Source organism: Streptomyces sp. SID14478 (assembly GCF_010548525.1).
Classification (GTDB): Bacteria; Actinomycetota; Actinomycetes; order Streptomycetales; family Streptomycetaceae; genus Streptomyces.
Map to the genome: position 1 here is coordinate 1 of NZ_JAAGMG010000549.1, position 16,661 is coordinate 16,661.

A 16,661-nucleotide genomic window follows, 5' to 3' on the forward strand; every position below is an offset into this window, starting at 1 on the left:
CGGCTGCGCGACCGGCTCCGGCAGCGACACCGTGAAGCCCGCCCCCGGACAGCAGGGGCTGAACGCCCCGCCGGCCCGCGCCCTCGACTCGTACGCCACCAAGCTCAAGCTCCAGCAGGCCCAGCGCGCGGCCGCGGCGAAGCGGTGGGGCGTGGGCACGGTGCCGCTCGCCGCGCCGAAGCCGCCCGCGAAGAAGCCGGTCATCAAGCCGCGCAAGGGCTTCGAGGTCGACGAGCAGGCCGAGCTCGGTCTGCCGCCGGTCTTCACCACCGTCCCCACCAAGGACAAGGTCGTCTTCCTCACCATCGACGACGGGGCCAACAAGGACCCGCAGTTCCTGAAGATGATGAGCGAGCTGAAGATCCCGTACACGGCCTTCCTGACCGACGCCGAGGTCAAGCCCGAGTACGACTACTTCAAGAAGGCGCAGAGCCTCGGCGTCACCCTCAACAACCACACGCTCCACCACCCGTACCTGCCGGGCCTGTCCTACGCGCAGCAGAAGCACGAGATCTGCGGCATGCAGGACATCATGGAGAAGAAGTACGGCAAGCGCCCGACCCTCTTCCGGCCGCCGTTCGGCAACTACAACCAGGACACCCTGAAGGCGGCCAAGGCCTGCGGCATCAAGTACGCGCCGATCTGGAACGCCGAGGCGTTCGTGGACCGGATGGACTACCGCGAGTGGGACCGGGACATCCATCCGGGCGACATCATCCTCACGCATTTCCGCGGACGTGAGGACTGGAAGGGCACGATGCCCGACATGATCCGCAAGTTCCTGAAGTACGTCACCGGCAAGGGGTACGCGGTGGCCCGCCTGGAGGACTACCTGTGACAAGTCCGTGGGCGGGGGCGGCCGTTCGGGCGGTCAGGGTGCGGCGAGCGATCGTCTGTGCCCTGACCGCCGTGCTGCTCACCGGGTGCGCGCAGTCCGTCGACCCGATCGAGCGCATGGGCAGGAAGGCCGCGCAGAAGGTCCGCCACCATCCGCGGACCGGCGCGGCCGGGGCGGCCGGGGCTCCGGCCCCGAACGCCCACCGCCGCTGGGGCCTTTCGGCCCCGCTGGCCCCGGCGCCGAAACCCCCCGCCCACCGGGTGCTCCCGCCCCGCGCACCCGGCACGGTCCCCCCGGTGATCGACCGCGTCCCCACGAAGGACAAGGTCGTCTTCCTCACCTTCGACGACGGCGCCGAGAAGGACCCCCGCTTCGTCGACATGGTCCGCGACCTGCGCCTGCCGCTGTCGATGTTCCTCACGCACTCCGTCGCGGGCCCCGGCTACGACCACTTCGGCCAACTGCGGGCGCTGGGTGCGGGGGTGGAGAACCACACCCTCACGCACCCGTTCCTGCCCGGCCTCGGTTACGTCGAGCAGCACGCGGAGATCTGCGGCCAGGGGGACCGCCTCAAGGGCCGCTTCGGCACGGCCCCGCGGCTGCTCCGCCCGCCCTACGGCAACTACGACGCGGACACCCTGCGCGCGGCGGGCGCCTGCGGCATCGACGCGATCGTGCTGTGGCGCGCCTCGATGCAGATCAACGACCTCCGCTACGCCGACGACGACCGCCTCCGCCCCGGCGACATCATCCTGACCCACTTCCGGGGCCCGTCCGACCTCAAGGGCACGACCCTGACGCAGATGACGACGCGGATGCTCCGCCGCATCCAGGAACAGGGGTTCACGGTGGGGCGGTTGGAGGACTACGTGTGAGCGCGGTCGCGGCCGCGTCCTACCAGGAGGCGCAGGCCGCGAGGGCCGGCACACCGGCGAGGACCAGGTGGACCACGCCGGAGTACGGGCGCCCGGACCGCAGCAGCGCGACACCGATCAGCGCGAGGGCCGACGCGCACCCGCCGAGCCACAGCGCGGCCACGTGATCCGGCGGGAGCGGCCCGGTGTGCCCGTCGCCGGACCAGGACAGCTCCCGCCCCCACCGCCGAAGTCCCAGGTAGAACGCGAGCACCGCCCCGCCGATGATCTCCGCGGCCACCACGAACGCCACCATGCAGCCGTCCACGGCCGCGTCGTCGCCGCGCCGCTCCATCTCAGCCGGCCAGGGCCTGCGCCAGGACGCCGAGCCCGAGGACCGTGCCGGCCACGGCCTGCATCCCCGCGGTGACGGGCAGCCGCACCCGCTCGGTGACGAAGGTGAACGCCGACGCGGCGACCAGCGCCGCGACCGCGCCGTACGTCCATGCCGCCACCGTGCCGGAGGCGCCCGCGCCGAACAGCCAGACAGCGGCCGCGGCACACGCCACCACGTCCACGAACAGCACGAACAGACTCAGTGCGACGTCACCGACGACGGTCTTGGGGGTGCGGTAGTGACCGGTCATGCCCGGACCCTCGTACGGAACCGCGCACTCCATGCGCCCCGTTCCCGTACCGAGACGAATCCGTGCCCCGGCAGGGGCGTGGTGCCGCCCGAGGCAGGGCGCGGACCACCGGAATTCCGCGCTCGTGCCGGAGACGATTAGCAGTCCGCTTGACCGAGTGCTAATCGCAGTCATAGTCTCGGCCCTGGCACTCACCACTGGAGAGTGCCAGACAGCGACGGGCAGGTCCGGCACCCGCGACGACGGATCCACCTGGTCGCCACCCCAGACTGTTAACCCCGTAGATCTCCGAAGGGGGAGACCGGATCGTGACGACCGCCAGCTCCAAGGTTGCCATCAAGCCGCTCGAGGACCGCATTGTGGTCCAGCCGCTCGACGCCGAGCAGACCACGGCTTCCGGCCTGGTCATTCCGGACACCGCGAAGGAGAAGCCCCAGGAGGGCGTCGTCCTCGCCGTGGGCCCGGGCCGCTTCGAGAACGGCGAGCGCCTTCCGCTCGACGTGAAGACCGGCGACATCGTGCTGTACAGCAAGTACGGCGGCACCGAGGTCAAGTACAACGGCGAGGAGTACCTCGTCCTCTCGGCCCGCGACGTTCTCGCGATCGTCGAGAAGTAAGCAGACCGAGAAGCAGCTTCTGCTGTGAACCGCGCCCCTGGCACCCGCGACCGTAAGAAGCCGGGGTCAGGGGCGCGGTTCGTGCACTCCCAAGTTTTTCCGTAGTTTTCGAGAGGGCTGAACCGCTCCCATGGCGAAGATCCTGAAGTTCGACGAGGACGCCCGTCGCGCCCTCGAGCGCGGCGTCAACAAGCTTGCCGACACGGTCAAGGTGACGATCGGCCCCCGCGGCCGCAACGTCGTCATCGACAAGAAGTTCGGCGCCCCCACCATCACCAACGACGGCGTGACCATCGCCCGTGAGGTCGAGGTCGAGGACCCGTACGAGAACCTCGGCGCGCAGCTGGTGAAGGAGGTGGCGACCAAGACCAACGACATCGCGGGTGACGGCACCACCACCGCCACCGTGCTGGCCCAGGCCCTGGTCAAGGAAGGCCTGCGCAACGTCGCCGCCGGCGCCTCCCCGGCCGCCCTGAAGAAGGGCATCGACGCCGCCGTCAAGGCCGTCTCCGAGGACCTGCTCGCCACGGCCCGCCCGATCGACGAGAAGTCCGACATCGCGGCCGTCGCCGGTCTGTCCGCCCAGGACACCCAGGTCGGCGAGCTCATCGCCGAGGCGATGGACAAGGTCGGCAAGGACGGTGTCATCACCGTCGAGGAGTCCAACACCTTCGGTCTGGAGCTCGACTTCACCGAGGGCATGGCCTTCGACAAGGGCTACCTGTCCCCGTACTTCGTCACCGACCAGGAGCGTATGGAGGCCGTCCTCGACGACCCGTACATCCTGATCCACCAGGGCAAGATCGGGTCCATCCAGGACCTGCTCCCGCTCCTGGAGAAGGTCATCCAGGCCGGTGGCTCCAAGCCGCTGCTGATCATCGCCGAGGACGTCGAGGGCGAGGCCCTGTCGACCCTGGTCGTGAACAAGATCCGCGGCACGTTCAACGCCGTGGCCGTCAAGGCCCCCGGCTTCGGCGACCGCCGCAAGGCGATGCTGCAGGACATGGCCACCCTCACCGGTGCCACCGTCATCGCCGAAGAGGTCGGCCTCAAGCTCGACCAGGCCGGCCTGGACGTGCTCGGCTCCGCGCGCCGCGTGACCATCACCAAGGACGACACCACGATCGTCGACGGCGGCGGCAACAAGGCCGACGTCGACGGCCGCGTCAACCAGATCAAGGCCGAGATCGAGAACACGGACTCCGACTGGGACCGCGAGAAGCTCCAGGAGCGCCTCGCGAAGCTCGCCGGCGGCGTCTGCGTGATCAAGGTCGGTGCCGCGACCGAGGTCGAGCTCAAGGAGAAGAAGCACCGTCTGGAGGACGCCATCTCCGCGACCCGCGCCGCGGTCGAGGAGGGCATCGTCTCCGGTGGTGGCTCCGCGCTCGTCCACGCCGTCAAGGTCCTCGCGGACAGCCTCGGCAAGGAGGGCGACGAGGCCACCGGTGTCGCCGTCGTCCGCCGCGCCGCCGTCGAGCCGCTGCGCTGGATCGCCGAGAACGCGGGCCTCGAGGGCTACGTGATCGTCTCCAAGGTCGCCGAGCTCGACAAGGGCTTCGGCTACAACGCCGCGACCGGCGAGTACGGCGACCTGGTCAAGGCCGGCGTCATCGACCCGGTCAAGGTCACGCGCTCCGCCCTGGAGAACGCCGCCTCCATCGCCTCCCTGCTCCTGACGACCGAGACCCTGGTCGTCGAGAAGCCGGCCGAGGAGGAGCCCGAGGCCGCCGGCCACGGGCACGGTCACTCGCACTGACCCCAGCAGCACCGGCGAAGGCCCGGCTCCCCGTCGCGGGGAGCCGGGCCTTCGCCCATGTCACAGGTTGCGGCGCACGGCCCCCGTGAAGCCCACGATGAACAGCGTCGCGAACGCCCACGCCGTGACCTGCAGCGGCCAGCCGACCGCGACGAGAGCCTGCCCCCAGTCGGTCGCCGACGCCTTGCACAGCGTGGTCTGGCCCGCCTTCACCAGCGGCAGCCCCATGTCGAGGCCCACGCCGATCTGCTCGACGGCCGAGCACCGGGCGGGCGCCGCACCGGCCGCCGCGGTCCGGGTGAGCGCGCCCTGGGAACCGAGGGCGAGCGCGCAGCCCACCGACACGGCCATCACGCACAGCAGCCACACCACCGCGCGCCAGGGCTGGTACCCGTAGCCGATCAGCAGACCGGTCAGCCGCACCCACGCCCGCTGCGCGGCCCCGGCCAGCGCGCCGCCGTGCACCTGGTCGCGGCGCTGCGCCATGAGGATCCTGCGCACCTCGCGGTCGTGCCCCGCGGCCCGGTACACGGCCGCCAGCTGCTGGTAGGGCTGGGCGGCGTACACCGACGAGCCGTCCCGGATCAGCGCCAGCATCCGGTGGACGTCCATGCCGCCGGGGATGCCCGAGTACGTCATCCCGTCCAGGCTGACCCGGCCCTTGGCGCCGCTCGGGTTCCGGATTCCCCGGACGTCCATCGCGAGGTCGCCGTCCACCCGGAAGTTGCCGAAGTCGACCGTGCAGTCCTGGCTGTCGGTGGCGTGGCCGAGGGCGCGGAAGTCCGCGGAGATGCGCAGGGAGTCCCGCGCCCGCATGTTGAAGCAGGACAGGGCGGGCCCGCGGTCGTTCTCCAGCACGGCCTCTCCCAGCAGCAGCCGGGCCTGGATACGGGCCCCGTAGAGGCGGACCGCGGACCGGAGCGAGGACGCCTTCAGGGTGGTGTGGTCCTCGATGCGCACGCTGACCGCGCTGAGGTCGAAGGCAGAGAGGGCGCCGCCGCGCCGGTTCTCGATGCGTACGCCCTGGAGGTTGAGGTCGCCGCCGAGCTCGGCCCGCTTGAGGTCGACGGCGTCGTCGTCGCTGGAGCAGGTGATGGTCACCTCGTCGCCCAGCAGGAAGTCGTTGCCGATGCGGGCGTTGGCGGCGGATACCGCGCCGCTGCGGCGGGCCTCCAGCGTGCTGCGCTCGAACCGGACGTTGCCGCCGACCCCGATGCCGTCGAGGCGGACCAGCGGGTCGTCGCCGGCGTTGCGCAGATGGGTCTCGCCGAAGAAGGACAGCGAGGCCCCGACGGAGGCCCGCAGCAGCGACAGACAGGTTCCGCCCGTGCTGGACAGGGCGACCTGTTCGAGCTGTACGTTGCCCGCCACCTGGCAGCGGTCCAGGTCCAGGGTGGCCAGCGCCCCGCCGCCGGTCAGCTGCGCCCCGGGGCCGATCTTGACGCTGCCGCCGACCTGCGCGTGCGACATCCACAGGGCGGCCCCGGCCGGGTTGTCGATCCGCGCGTCGTCCAGGTAGAGCCAGCCGCCGAGATGGGCGCCGGAGAGATTGACGGCCGCCTTGTCCGTCTTGCCGGTGGCGGCGAACCCGGAGTTGAGCAGGAGCCGTCCGCCGACCCGCATCCCGCGCGCGTGCAGACAGGGCCCTTCCTTGTTCTCGATGGTCGCGGCCGCGCAGGACGCGTCGATGCCGATCCGCGAGCCCGCCAGGTCGACGAGCGCCCGCACGTCCGCGCCCACGGCCCGGAACCGGCCCTGCATCACCAGGTCCCCGCCGACCTCCAGGCCCTGCGCGAACAGGGCCCGCGCGTGCGGACAGGAGATGTAGAGGTCCGTGAGGTTCACACTGCCCGCGACCTTCGCCGCCGGCAGGAAGACCGCGGTGCCCGGACCCGCGAACTTGACCGAGGCGTCGGTGAGGTCGACCCAGTCCGCGGTGATGCCCGGTGCGAACAGCGGCGACAGGTCCTGGCCCTCCAGGCGGCAGCCCCGCAGGGTGACGCCGGGGATGGACGCGCCGCGCGCCGACAGGCCCTGCGGGAGGTAGCAGTGGTCGAGGCCGAGCGGATGGGGTGCGCTGATCGAGTCGAGGTTGAGCCGGCCCTCGATGACGACGCCGCGCACCCGCACCCCGATCGGGTCGACCGGATCGTCGTAGCGGCCGCGCAGCAGCTCCCGGACGACGTCGGCGCGGATCCGCCGGTCGGGCCCCCAGCCGCGCATGGTGACGACCGACGCCTCGCCGCCGTCCAGCAGATCCAGCGCCTCGCCCCGTACCGCGCAGGCGACGAGCTGGATCTCCAGCGGCCGCAGGTCGGCGGAGTCACGCAGGTTCACCGGCATGACAGGAACATAAGCCGGTGTCACAGCTCCGTCCAGGTGTCAACTGTCCCTGGAACACGGCGCGTTGGGGCGCGCTACTGCGGACCGTACTTCCGTCCGGTGCGCGAGGTGATCCCGCCGAGCAGGGCCCGCGGCGTCACCTTCACGACCCCCATCAGCGCCTTGTACCGCGGATCCGGGATCGACAGGGGCTTGCCGCGCGCGAGGTCGGCGAGCGCCGCCGCGACCAGCTTGTCGGCGTCCAGCCACATCCACTTGGGGATGCTGTCCGTGCCGAGGCCGGCCCGCTGGTGGAACTCCGTACGGACGAAGCCCGGGCACAGCGCCATCAGCCGCACCCCGGTGCCCGCCAGGTCCTTCGCCGCGCCCTGCGTGAACTGCACGACCCATGCCTTCGAGGCGCCGTAGGTGCCGCGCGGCACGAACGCCGCGACCGACGCCACGTTGATCACGCCGCCGCGGCCGCGCTCGCGCATCACCTCGGTCGCCGCCGACGTCAGCCGCAGCACGGCCTCGATGTGCACCTTCACCATCGTCAGCTCGTCGGCCATGGGGACGTCGAGGTAGTGGCCCTTCTTCCCGAACCCGGCGTTGTTGACGAGCAGGTCCACCGCGGCCCTGCGGTCCCGCAGCCGCTCCTCGACCGCCGCGATGCCGGCGTCGGTGGCCAGGTCGGCCGTCAGCACCTCGGCCTCGATGCCGTGCCGGTCGTGCAGTTCGGTCGCCTGCTCCCGCAGCCGCTTCGTGTCGCGCGCGACGAGCACCAGGTTGTGCCCGTCGGCGGCGAGGCGGCGGGCGAACGCGGCGCCGATGCCCGCCGTGGATCCCGTGATCAGTGCCGTAGTCATGCGCCAAGGTTAGTGACGCCAGGGCACTGCTCATGATCGCCGGGGTCCGCCCCCGCCCCGCTCACGCGCCGTACTTCTCCACGTACTCCCGCGCCGCCCGCAGCTCCTCGGGGTGCAGCGCGTCCCCGGCGGCCAGCATCCGGGGCAGCAGCTCCCGCTCGGTCGTCACGGCACGGAAGGCGAAGGCGACGGTCACCTCGTGCGCGGGCCGGTGCACGATCTCGATCGCGTCCCCCGCCCGGATCTCCCCGGCCTCGATCACCCGCAGGTACGCGCCCGGCCGCTGGTCCTGCGTGTACCGCTTGACCCAGCCCTTCTCGCCCAGGTGCCCCTGGAAGGTCCGGCACGGGATGCGGCTGGAGGACACCTCCAGGAGCAGCTCGGGCCCGATCCGCCAGCGCTCGCCGATCTTCGCGCCGGTGACGTCGACGCCCTCGGTGGTGAGGTTCTCGCCGAAGGAGCCGCTGGGCAGCCCGCGGCCGAGCGCGCGCTCCCACGCGTCCAGGTCCTCGCGGGCGAACGCGTACACCGCCTGGTCGTCGCCGCCGTGGTGGCGCAGGTCGCACACCGCGTCCCCGGCCAGTCCGCTCCCGCCGGTCCCCTTCGCGCCGGGCGCGCTCACCCGCACCGGCCCGCTGACCGGCTGCTTGTCGATGCCGGTCACGCCCTGCGGCTGGTCGGTGTACGCGACCGCCGTGGCCCGGCCCAGATTCAGAGACAGAAGCTTCATGCCGCCGCAGGCTACGGGACCCGTGGCCAAAGTCGCCACGCATTATTCGGCGCGAACTCCAAGTACCGCTTATGCTTGGAATCATGATCGAGGCCCGTCATCTCCGTGTTCTGCGCGCCGTGGCCGCCACCGGCTCCTTCTCCGCGGCGGCCCGCGAGCTGGGCTGCACGCAGCCCGCTGTCAGCCAGCAGATGAAGGCCCTGGAGTCCTCGGCCGGCACGCCCCTGCTGATCCGCACCGGCCGCGAGATGCGCCTGACCCAGGCCGGCGAGGCCCTCGTGCGGCACGCGGCGGGCATCCTCGCCGGACTCACCGCCGCTGAGGAGGAGGTCGCCGCGATCGCCGGCCTGCGCGCGGGCCGCGTCCGCCTCGTCTCGTTCCCCAGCGGCAGCTCGACCCTGGTCCCCACGGCACTGGCGGCGCTGCGCGCCGAGCACCCCGGCACCCGCGTCTCGCTCGTCGAGTCCGAGCCGCCGCGCTCGGTGGAGATGCTGCGCGAGGGCGACTGCGACGTGGCCCTGGCGTTCCGGTACGAGGGGCGACGTGAGGCGTCTCAGCACAAGGGCGGTGGTGGCAGGCGCGAGGGCGAGGGCGCGCACGCCGCCGAGGAGTGGGACGACCTCGTCGTCCGTCCGCTGCTCGCCGACCGCCTGGTCGGCCTGGTCCCCGAAGGGCACCGGCTGGCCGGCGCGGGGTCGGTGACCATCGACGCGTTCGCCGAGGAGTCCTGGATCGCGGGCTGCCCGCGCTGCCGCCGCCAGCTGGTGGAGGTGTGCGAGGGCGCCGGGTTCGCGCCGCGCATCGACTTCGCCACGGACGACTACCCGGCGGTGGTCGGCCTGGTCGGCGCGGGGCTCGGCGTTGCCGTCCTGCCCGAACTGGCCATCGAGTCCGTTCGGCCCAAGGGTGCACGCACAGTGACCGTGGAGCCCGCCGTGCAGCGCGAGATCGTCGCGCTCACCCTGCCCGATCTGGCCCAGGTCCCGGCGGTCGCCGCGACCCTCGACCATCTCGCGAAGGCCGCGAGCCGCTGAGCGCGGGCGTGGGCGCATGGGGATGCGCCCACGGTCGCCGGCTCCGCAGAAACGTTCCTTCAGTTACCGGCGACAGCGGCCGCACTCGCGCCGCCACCACCCGCCGACGCCGTGACGAGCCGGTTGCGGGCCCGTCCCATCAGCTCTTCGCGCTCGTCCTCGGTGAGCCCGCCCCACACGCCGTACGGCTCGCGCACTTGTAGGGCGTGAGCAGCGCACTCCGCGCGTACCGGGCACCTCATGCAGACCTCTTTCGCAGAGTTCTCGCGGGCGCTGCGCGCCGCTCCTCGCTCTCCCTCCGGGTGGAAGAAGAGCGAACTGTCGACCCCGCGGCAGGCCGCGAGGAGCTGCCAGTCCCACAGATCTGCGTTCGGTCCGGGAAGGCGGGAGAAATCTGCCATTGCGTTGTCCCCTTGTAGCCGGTTGTGACGCGGATACGGTGCCCATGACCGTACATCTACTGTCTAAGGAGATGAAAATATGACTCATTGCGAATCTAGCTACAGACACCAGCAAAAGGGAAGAAGAGGCGCTAAATGGGGCATAGCTTGTGATGAAACCTTGAGGGTCCGTTGCGCTGTCTGCACTGTGTCCGGGCCCTCACGTAGAGTGCCGAACGAGACCGCCCGACCCGTAACTCTTTCGAGTGACCGTCGTTGAGAGTGCGGAGGCGGTTGAAACAACAAGCGCTCGGGCATCTGTCCGAGAGCGTCGACCGCACAGGTGACGATTCGTACCAGCCTGGAGGCCCAAGGTGACGCGCATCAGCTGCGGAGGACGGTCATGACATCCGTCCTCGTCTGCGACGACTCCCCGCTTGCCCGAGAGGCGCTGCGCCGCGCGGTCGCGACCGTGCCCGGCGTCGAGCGCGTGACGACCGCGGCCAACGGCGAGGAAGTCCTCCGCCGCTGGGGCGCCGACCGCTCGGACCTGATTCTGATGGATGTACGCATGCCCGGTCTGGGCGGCGTCGAGACGGTGCGGCGGCTGCTGTCCGCCGACCCCGGTGCGCGCATCATCATGCTCACCGTGGCCGAGGACCTGGACGGGGTCGCGCTCGCGGTCGCCGCCGGTGCTCGTGGCTATCTGCACAAGGACGCCTCGCGCGCCGAACTGCGGGCCACGGTGACGCAGGCCCTCGCCGACCCGACCTGGCGGCTCGCGCCGCGCAGACTGCGCTCGGCCGAGATGGGCGCCGCGCCCACCCTCACCGCACGCGAGATCCAGGTGCTCGAGGGCATGAGCCACGGCCGGTCCAACGCCGAGATCGGGCGCGAGCTGTTCCTCTCCGAGGACACGGTGAAGACGCACGCACGGCGCCTGTTCAAGAAGCTCGGTGCGTCCGACCGGGCGCACGCCGTGGCGCTCGGCTTCCGGTGGGGCCTCGTACGGTAGTGCTCCGCGCCGGAGTGCCGTGGGGGGCCGGTGGTGTGGTGCGGGATTCGTTGTGGCTGGTCGCGCCGTTCCCCGCACCCCTTGCGGGACTCCGGGATGAGCGCCACGTCCTCGTTTCCCGCGCGATGCCGCATCCTTGATGTGTGGAGTTCCTCGGGGACGACGAGTCGGGCGAGCAGGGTCAGCGAGAGGGGAGGGCGCAGGAGATGAGTTCCGGCGCACCTGTCCATAACGCTTCGGTGCACAACGAAGGGCGCGGTGCCACGGACCGCGCGTCGGCAAGGCACCATGGACCGATGCGTGACGACGAGGCAGTGACGCCCCAGGGGGTCATCGGTACGCTCGTCGGCCGCGCCGTCGACGGTGACGAGCAGGCGACGCACGATCTGCTCGCGCACGTCCACCCCCTCGCCATCCGCTACTGCCGCACCCGTCTGTCCCGACTCCCGGGTGACGCGCGGCACTTCGTGGAGGACCTGGCCCAGGAAGTCTGCGTCGCGGTGCTGCTCGCACTGCCGCGCTACAAGGACACCGGGCGCCCCTTCGAGGCGTTCGTCTTCGCCATCGCCGCGCACAAGGTCGCCGACCTGCAGCGCGCGGCCATGCGCGGCCCCGGCTCGACGGCCGTGCCCTCCGACGAGATGCCGGAGCGGCCCGACGACTCCCTCGGGCCCGAGGAGCGGGCGCTGCTCAGCAGTGACGCCGAGTGGGCCAAGAAGCTCCTCGCGAACCTGCCCGAGAACCAGCGGGAGCTGCTGCTCCTGCGGATCGCCGTCGGGCTCACCGCGGAGGAGACCGGGCAGATGTTGGGGATGTCACCCGGAGCCGTGCGCGTCGCCCAGCACCGCGCGCTGAGTCGGCTCAGGGCCCTGGCGGAGCAGTAGCACACGCTCCCGGCCGCGTACGTGTGAACGTACAAAGAAGTCCGATGATCTTGATCGTGGAATGAGACACCCCATCGGGCCGTTAGCATGGACATCCGCACCGATCAAGGCCATTTGGGGAAGGTGTCATGACTGCCAACGTCGACGGAGTGCCCGCTAAATTCGCGACACTCGGGCTGACCTACGACGATGTGCTGCTGCTGCCGGGACAGTCCGACATGGCGCCCGATGACATCGACACCTCCTCGTACGTCTCCAAGAACGTCCGGGTGAACATCCCGCTGCTGTCGGCCGCGATGGACAAGGTCACCGAGTCGCGGATGGCGATCGCCATGGCGCGGCAGGGCGGTGTCGGTGTGCTGCACCGCAACCTCTCCATCGCCGACCAGGCCAACCAGGTCGACCTCGTGAAGCGCTCCGAGTCCGGCATGGTGACGGACCCGATCACGGTCCACCCGGACGCGACGCTCGCCGAGGCCGACGCGATCTGCGCCAAGTTCCGGATCTCCGGCGTGCCGGTGACCGACCCCGCGGGCAAGCTGCTCGGCATCGTCACCAACCGCGACATGGCCTTCGAGTCCGACCGCAGCCGTCAGGTGCGCGAGGTCATGACGCCGATGCCGCTCGTGACCGGCAAGGTCGGCATCAGCGGTGTGGACGCCATGGAGCTGCTGCGCCGCCACAAGATCGAGAAGCTTCCGCTGGTCGACGACGCCGGTGTCCTCAAGGGGCTCATCACCGTCAAGGACTTCGTGAAGGCGGAGAAGTACCCGAACGCCGCGAAGGACGCCGAGGGCAGGCTGCTCGTCGGTGCCGCCGTGGGCGTGGCCGGCGACTCCTTCGAGCGCGCGCAGGCGCTGATCGAGGCGGGCGCCGACTTCATCGTCGTCGACACCGCGCACGGGCACTCGCGGCTCGTCGGCGACATGGTCGCCAAGATCAAGTCGAACGCGAGCGGCGTCGACGTCATCGGCGGCAACATCGCGACGAGGGACGGCGCCCAGGCGCTCATCGACGCCGGTGTCGACGGCATCAAGGTCGGTGTCGGGCCCGGCTCGATCTGCACGACGCGTGTCGTCGCCGGTATCGGCGTCCCGCAGGTCACGGCCATCTACGAGGCCTCGCTCGCCGCCAAGGAGGCCGGGGTCCCGGTCATCGGTGACGGTGGTCTGCAGTACTCCGGCGACATCGCCAAGGCGCTCGTCGCCGGCGCCGACACCGTGATGCTCGGCTCGCTGCTCGCGGGCTGCGAGGAGTCGCCGGGCGAGCTGCTGTTCATCAACGGCAAGCAGTTCAAGTCGTACCGGGGCATGGGCTCGCTCGGTGCGATGCAGACGCGTGGCGAGCGCAAGTCCTTCTCCAAGGACCGCTACTTCCAGGAGGGCGTCGCCTCCGACGAGCAGCTGATCCCCGAGGGCATCGAGGGCCAGGTCCCCTACCGCGGCCCGCTGTCCTCGGTCGTGCACCAGCTCACCGGTGGTCTGCGCCAGTCGATGTTCTACGTCGGCGGGCAGACCGTGCCGCAGCTCCAGGACAACGGCCGCTTCGTGCGCATCACGTCCGCGGGCCTCAAGGAGAGCCACCCGCACGACATCCAGATGACGGTCGAGGCGCCGAACTACAGCCGTAAGTAATCGCAGGTCGTGCGCGTGAGGGGCGGCCCCGGGATCACCGGGGCCGCCCCTCACGCGCGTGTCGGGGATACTGGGACACGCAGACCAAGAGGGAAAGGCCCCAGAACGTGACTGAGATCGAGATCGGGCGCGGCAAGCGCGGCCGCCGCGCGTACGCCTTCGACGACATCGCCGTCGTGCCGAGTCGGCGCACCCGCGACCCGAAGGAGGTCTCGATCGCCTGGCAGATCGACGCCTATCGGTTCGAGCTGCCGTTCCTGGCCGCTCCCATGGACTCCGTCGTCTCGCCGGCGACCGCGATCCGCATCGGTGAGCTCGGCGGGCTCGGCGTGCTGAACCTCGAAGGTCTGTGGACCCGGTACGAGGACCCGCAGCCGCTGCTCGACGAGATCGCCGAGCTGACGCCCGAGGCCGCCACGCGCCGGCTCCAGGAGATCTACTCCGCGCCGATCCAGGCCGAGCTGATCAAGCAGCGCATCAAGGAGGTGCGCGACTCCGGTGTCGTCACCGCCGCCGCGCTCTCGCCGCAGCGCACCGCCGAGTTCTCCAAGGCCGTGGTGGACGCGGGCGTGGACATCTTCGTGATCCGCGGGACGACCGTCTCCGCCGAGCACGTGTCCGGCGCCGCCGAGCCGCTGAACCTGAAGCAGTTCATCTACGAGCTCGACGTGCCGGTCATCGTGGGCGGCTGCGCCACGTACACGGCCGCCCTGCACCTGATGCGGACCGGTGCGGCGGGCGTGCTGGTCGGCTTCGGCGGCGGCGCCGCCCACACGACGCGCAACGTGCTCGGCATCCAGGTGCCGATGGCCACCGCCGTCGCCGACGTGGCGGCCGCGCGCCGTGACTACATGGACGAGTCCGGCGGCCGGTACGTGCACGTCATCGCCGACGGCGGCGTCGGCTGGTCCGGCGACCTGCCCAAGGCCATCGCCTGCGGTGCCGACTCCGTGATGATGGGTTCGCCGCTGGCCCGGGCCTCGGACGCGCCCGGCCGCGGTCACCACTGGGGCATGGAGGCCGTCCACGAGGACGTGCCGCGCGGCAAGAAGGTCGACCTCGGCACGGTCGGCACGACGGAGGAGATCCTCACCGGTCCCTCGCACATCCCCGACGGGTCCATGAACTTCTTCGGTGCGCTGAAGCGGGCCATGGCGACGACCGGGTACAGCGAGCTCAAGGAGTTCCAGCGGGTCGAGGTCACGGTGGCCGACTCCCAGCACCGCCGCTGACGCCGCGCCGTAGCAGTACATGAGTGGGGCCCCGCCGTATCGGCGGGGCCCCACTCATGTCGGGGTGGCGGTGACTAGCGCGCCGCGCGCTGGGCGCTGCCGAAGGCGGCCACGCCGCCGATGACCAGGAAGAGATAGGTCATGAAGTCGGCTTCGTGCTTCCAGACGTCGTTGATGAGGCTGAAGTTGTCCGTCAGGGCGGTGACGAACGAGACGTTCGCGTACTCGCCGTACGCCATCGCGAACCCGGTGAGCTGACCCAGGTACACGGCGCCCAGGGCGAGCACGCCGCACACGATCGGCAGTGCCTGGCTGCGGCCGCCGACCTTGCCGGCGACGAAGCCGATGAGGGCGCCGACGGCCACGGCCGCGTAGCCGATCTCGTGCTTGGTGCCCTTCATGACGGCGCCGTAGATCCAGGCGGCGAGCAGTGCCACGACCACGGCGGCGACGACGGCGAGAGCGACGTTGCCACTGCGCACCGGCGCGGTCGGCGCCGGTACGAAGCCTCCGGGCCGGCCCTGCTGCTGCGGGAACGGTGCGTACGGCTGGCCCTGCTGGGGCTGCTGCTGCGGGTAGCCGTAGCCCGGCTGCTGCTGGGGCTGCTGCTGGGCGTACGGGTTGCTGTCCTGTGGCGGGTACGGCTGCTGCGGCTGGGTCATGCGGTCCCCCTGAAGAGTGAGCCCTGGCACGGGTGTGCCCAGAGTCGCCGCACAGTAGCAGTCACAGGCGATGGGCGGCGCCTGCCGGAGTCGCCCCCCTGGTGTCCAGGAGGAGTTGGGCCTTCACCGCGAGGCCCTGCAGGTCGTACGTGCGGTGGGGCTGGAGCAGGATCGTCAGGTCGGCGTCGGCCGCGGCCTCGTAGAGGGAGTCGGCGCGCGGGACCGGGCGGTCCAGGACGTTCCAGGACGGGACGTACGGGTCGTGGTAGCTGACGGCCGCGCCGAGCTGCATCAGGCGGGTGGCGATCTCCTCGGCGGGGGTGGCCTGTTGGTCGGCCAGGTCGGGCTTGTAGGTGATGCCGAGCAGGAGGACGCGGGCGCCGCGGGCCGACTTGCCGTGCTCGTTCAGGAGCGCGGCCGCGCGCTGGACCACGTAGGGCGGCATGTGGTGGTTGACCTGGCGGGCCAGCTCCACCATGCGCAGCGGGCGGGTGGGCAGGTGCGGCGAGGTGAGGTCCTGGGGGAGGGCGTGGCCGCCGACGCCGGGGCCGGGGCGGAAGGCCTGGAAGCCGAAGGGCTTGGTCTCCGCGCAGCGGATGACGTCCCACAGGTCGACGCCCAGGTCGTGGCAGACGACGGCCATCTCGTTGACCAGGGCGATGTTGACGTGGCGGTAGTTGGTCTCCAGCAGGTGGACCGCCTCCGACTCGCGCAGGCCCCGGGCGCGGACGACCTTGTCGGTGAGGCGGCCGTAGAAGGTGGCGGCCGACTCGGTGCAGGCGGGGGTGTAGCCGCCGATGACCTTGGGGGTCGCGGAGTAGGGGTGGCTGCGGTTGCCGGGGTCGAGGCGGCCGGGGGAGTGGGCCAGGTGGAAGTCGCGGCCGGCGCGCAGGCCCGAGCCCTCTTCGAGGAGGGGGAGGAGCACGGTCTCCGTGGTGCCCGGCGGGACGGGCGACTCGATGATCACCGTGGTGTGCGGGCGCAGGTGGGCGGCCAGGGTGCGGGTCGCCTCGATGACGGGCAGGAGGGAGGGGGTGCCGTCCGCCCCGGGGGGTGTGGGGGTGCAGACGACGGCGGTGCGGACGCGGGCCAGTTCGGCGGGGTTCGCCGTGGGGCGGAAGCCGGCGGCCAGCATCCGGCGCACGTCGGCGGCGGTCAGGGCCGCGTCGTCGCCGCCGCCGGGCAGC

17 protein-coding genes are annotated in these 16,661 nt (G+C 71.2%); 9 read left to right on the forward strand and 8 right to left on the reverse strand.

What is annotated here, in order from left to right; genetic code table 11:
* Positions 1-838: polysaccharide deacetylase family protein (locus tag G3I40_RS18015; protein ID WP_164303165.1), on the forward strand; the 838-nt coding region annotated here is incomplete at its 5' end.
* A gap of 38 nt (positions 839-876) precedes the next feature.
* Positions 877-1,713: a polysaccharide deacetylase family protein gene (locus tag G3I40_RS18020; protein WP_343244949.1), complete on the forward strand. Its 837-nt coding sequence runs from the start codon at positions 877-879 to the stop codon at positions 1,711-1,713.
* A 19-nt stretch (positions 1,714-1,732) separates the two neighbouring features.
* Here G3I40_RS18020 and G3I40_RS18025 read toward each other — a convergent pair whose 3' ends face one another.
* Together G3I40_RS18025 and G3I40_RS18030 are read right to left on the reverse strand one after the other, a co-directional pair.
* Entirely contained in the window at positions 1,733-2,047 is a 315-nt protein-coding gene (locus tag G3I40_RS18025) for a hypothetical protein (protein ID WP_164303166.1), read from the reverse strand.
* A gap of 1 nt (position 2,048) precedes the next feature.
* The gene (locus tag G3I40_RS18030) at positions 2,049-2,339 is read right to left on the reverse strand and encodes a hypothetical protein (RefSeq protein ID WP_164303167.1); all 291 of its coding nucleotides are present in this window, start codon (positions 2,337-2,339) and stop codon (positions 2,049-2,051) included.
* A 308-nt stretch (positions 2,340-2,647) separates the two neighbouring features.
* Between G3I40_RS18030 and groES the strand changes: the two genes are divergently transcribed.
* Together groES and groL are read left to right on the forward strand one after the other, a co-directional pair.
* The gene (gene groES, locus G3I40_RS18035) at positions 2,648-2,956 is read left to right on the forward strand and encodes a co-chaperone GroES (RefSeq protein ID WP_016434667.1); all 309 of its coding nucleotides are present in this window, start codon (positions 2,648-2,650) and stop codon (positions 2,954-2,956) included.
* Positions 2,957-3,086: 130 nt separating this feature from the next.
* Positions 3,087-4,712: a chaperonin GroEL gene (gene groL / locus G3I40_RS18040; protein ID WP_164303168.1), complete on the forward strand. Its 1,626-nt coding sequence runs from the start codon at positions 3,087-3,089 to the stop codon at positions 4,710-4,712.
* A gap of 60 nt (positions 4,713-4,772) precedes the next feature.
* Here the strand turns inward: groL and G3I40_RS18045 are convergent, their stop codons facing one another.
* From G3I40_RS18045 to G3I40_RS18055, 3 genes are all read right to left on the reverse strand, one after another.
* A complete protein-coding gene (locus G3I40_RS18045; RefSeq protein WP_164303169.1) occupies positions 4,773-7,055 on the reverse strand; it encodes a hypothetical protein in 2,283 nt (760 codons plus the stop codon).
* Between the two features lie 74 nt (positions 7,056-7,129).
* Positions 7,130-7,903, reverse strand: a complete 774-nt coding sequence (locus tag G3I40_RS18050; RefSeq protein ID WP_164303170.1) for an SDR family oxidoreductase — start codon at positions 7,901-7,903, stop codon at positions 7,130-7,132.
* A 61-nt stretch (positions 7,904-7,964) separates the two neighbouring features.
* Positions 7,965-8,633: an MOSC domain-containing protein gene (locus tag G3I40_RS18055; RefSeq protein ID WP_164303171.1), complete on the reverse strand. Its 669-nt coding sequence runs from the start codon at positions 8,631-8,633 to the stop codon at positions 7,965-7,967.
* A gap of 83 nt (positions 8,634-8,716) precedes the next feature.
* On the opposite strand from G3I40_RS18055, the gene G3I40_RS18060 reads away from it, so the two are divergent.
* Positions 8,717-9,667: a LysR family transcriptional regulator gene (locus G3I40_RS18060; RefSeq protein WP_164303172.1), complete on the forward strand. Its 951-nt coding sequence runs from the start codon at positions 8,717-8,719 to the stop codon at positions 9,665-9,667.
* Between the two features lie 59 nt (positions 9,668-9,726).
* On the opposite strand, the gene G3I40_RS18065 is transcribed toward G3I40_RS18060, so the two are convergent.
* Entirely contained in the window at positions 9,727-10,068 is a 342-nt protein-coding gene (locus G3I40_RS18065; protein WP_164303173.1) for a WhiB family transcriptional regulator, read from the reverse strand.
* 382 nt (positions 10,069-10,450) lie between these two features.
* Here G3I40_RS18065 and G3I40_RS18070 point away from each other — a divergent pair, with 382 nt between their 5' ends.
* From G3I40_RS18070 to G3I40_RS18085, 4 genes are all read left to right on the forward strand, one after another.
* Positions 10,451-11,062, forward strand: coding sequence for a response regulator transcription factor (locus tag G3I40_RS18070; RefSeq protein ID WP_003948568.1), 612 nt, complete (start codon positions 10,451-10,453; stop codon positions 11,060-11,062).
* Between the two features lie 296 nt (positions 11,063-11,358).
* On the forward strand, positions 11,359-11,946 hold the full coding sequence (locus G3I40_RS18075) for a sigma-70 family RNA polymerase sigma factor (protein ID WP_275410196.1): 588 nt from the start codon (positions 11,359-11,361) through the stop codon (positions 11,944-11,946).
* Between the two features lie 128 nt (positions 11,947-12,074).
* On the forward strand, positions 12,075-13,580 hold the full coding sequence (gene guaB, locus G3I40_RS18080; RefSeq protein ID WP_164303174.1) for an IMP dehydrogenase: 1,506 nt from the start codon (positions 12,075-12,077) through the stop codon (positions 13,578-13,580).
* A 107-nt stretch (positions 13,581-13,687) separates the two neighbouring features.
* Positions 13,688-14,812: a GuaB3 family IMP dehydrogenase-related protein gene (locus G3I40_RS18085; RefSeq protein WP_164303175.1), complete on the forward strand. Its 1,125-nt coding sequence runs from the start codon at positions 13,688-13,690 to the stop codon at positions 14,810-14,812.
* A gap of 74 nt (positions 14,813-14,886) precedes the next feature.
* On the opposite strand, the gene G3I40_RS18090 is transcribed toward G3I40_RS18085, so the two are convergent.
* A complete protein-coding gene (locus G3I40_RS18090) occupies positions 14,887-15,474 on the reverse strand; it encodes a hypothetical protein (protein ID WP_164303176.1) in 588 nt (195 codons plus the stop codon).
* Positions 15,475-15,535: 61 nt separating this feature from the next.
* On the reverse strand, positions 15,536-16,661 hold a 1,126-nt coding region (locus tag G3I40_RS18095), incomplete at its 5' end, for a nucleotide sugar dehydrogenase (RefSeq protein WP_164303177.1).

Excerpts from the sequence above, each read along its gene's own strand:
- G3I40_RS18050 (WP_164303170.1), bottom strand. The coding sequence starts at position 7,903 with ATGACTACGGCACTGATCACGGGATCCACGGCGGGCATCGGCGCCGCG.
- G3I40_RS18045 (WP_164303169.1), bottom strand. The coding sequence starts at position 7,055 with ATGCCGGTGAACCTGCGTGACTCCGCCGACCTGCGGCCGCTGGAGATC.
- guaB (WP_164303174.1), top strand. The coding sequence starts at position 12,075 with ATGACTGCCAACGTCGACGGAGTGCCCGCTAAATTCGCGACACTCGGG.
- G3I40_RS18060 (WP_164303172.1), top strand. The coding sequence starts at position 8,717 with ATGATCGAGGCCCGTCATCTCCGTGTTCTGCGCGCCGTGGCCGCCACC.
- G3I40_RS18075 (WP_275410196.1), top strand. The coding sequence starts at position 11,359 with ATGCGTGACGACGAGGCAGTGACGCCCCAGGGGGTCATCGGTACGCTC.
- G3I40_RS18055 (WP_164303171.1), bottom strand. The coding sequence starts at position 8,633 with ATGAAGCTTCTGTCTCTGAATCTGGGCCGGGCCACGGCGGTCGCGTAC.
- G3I40_RS18070 (WP_003948568.1), top strand. The coding sequence starts at position 10,451 with ATGACATCCGTCCTCGTCTGCGACGACTCCCCGCTTGCCCGAGAGGCG.
- G3I40_RS18065 (WP_164303173.1), bottom strand. The coding sequence starts at position 10,068 with ATGGCAGATTTCTCCCGCCTTCCCGGACCGAACGCAGATCTGTGGGAC.
- groL (WP_164303168.1), top strand. The coding sequence starts at position 3,087 with ATGGCGAAGATCCTGAAGTTCGACGAGGACGCCCGTCGCGCCCTCGAG.
- G3I40_RS18090 (WP_164303176.1), bottom strand. The coding sequence starts at position 15,474 with ATGACCCAGCCGCAGCAGCCGTACCCGCCACAGGACAGCAACCCGTAC.
- G3I40_RS18025 (WP_164303166.1), bottom strand. The coding sequence starts at position 2,047 with ATGGAGCGGCGCGGCGACGACGCGGCCGTGGACGGCTGCATGGTGGCG.
- G3I40_RS18030 (WP_164303167.1), bottom strand. The coding sequence starts at position 2,339 with ATGACCGGTCACTACCGCACCCCCAAGACCGTCGTCGGTGACGTCGCA.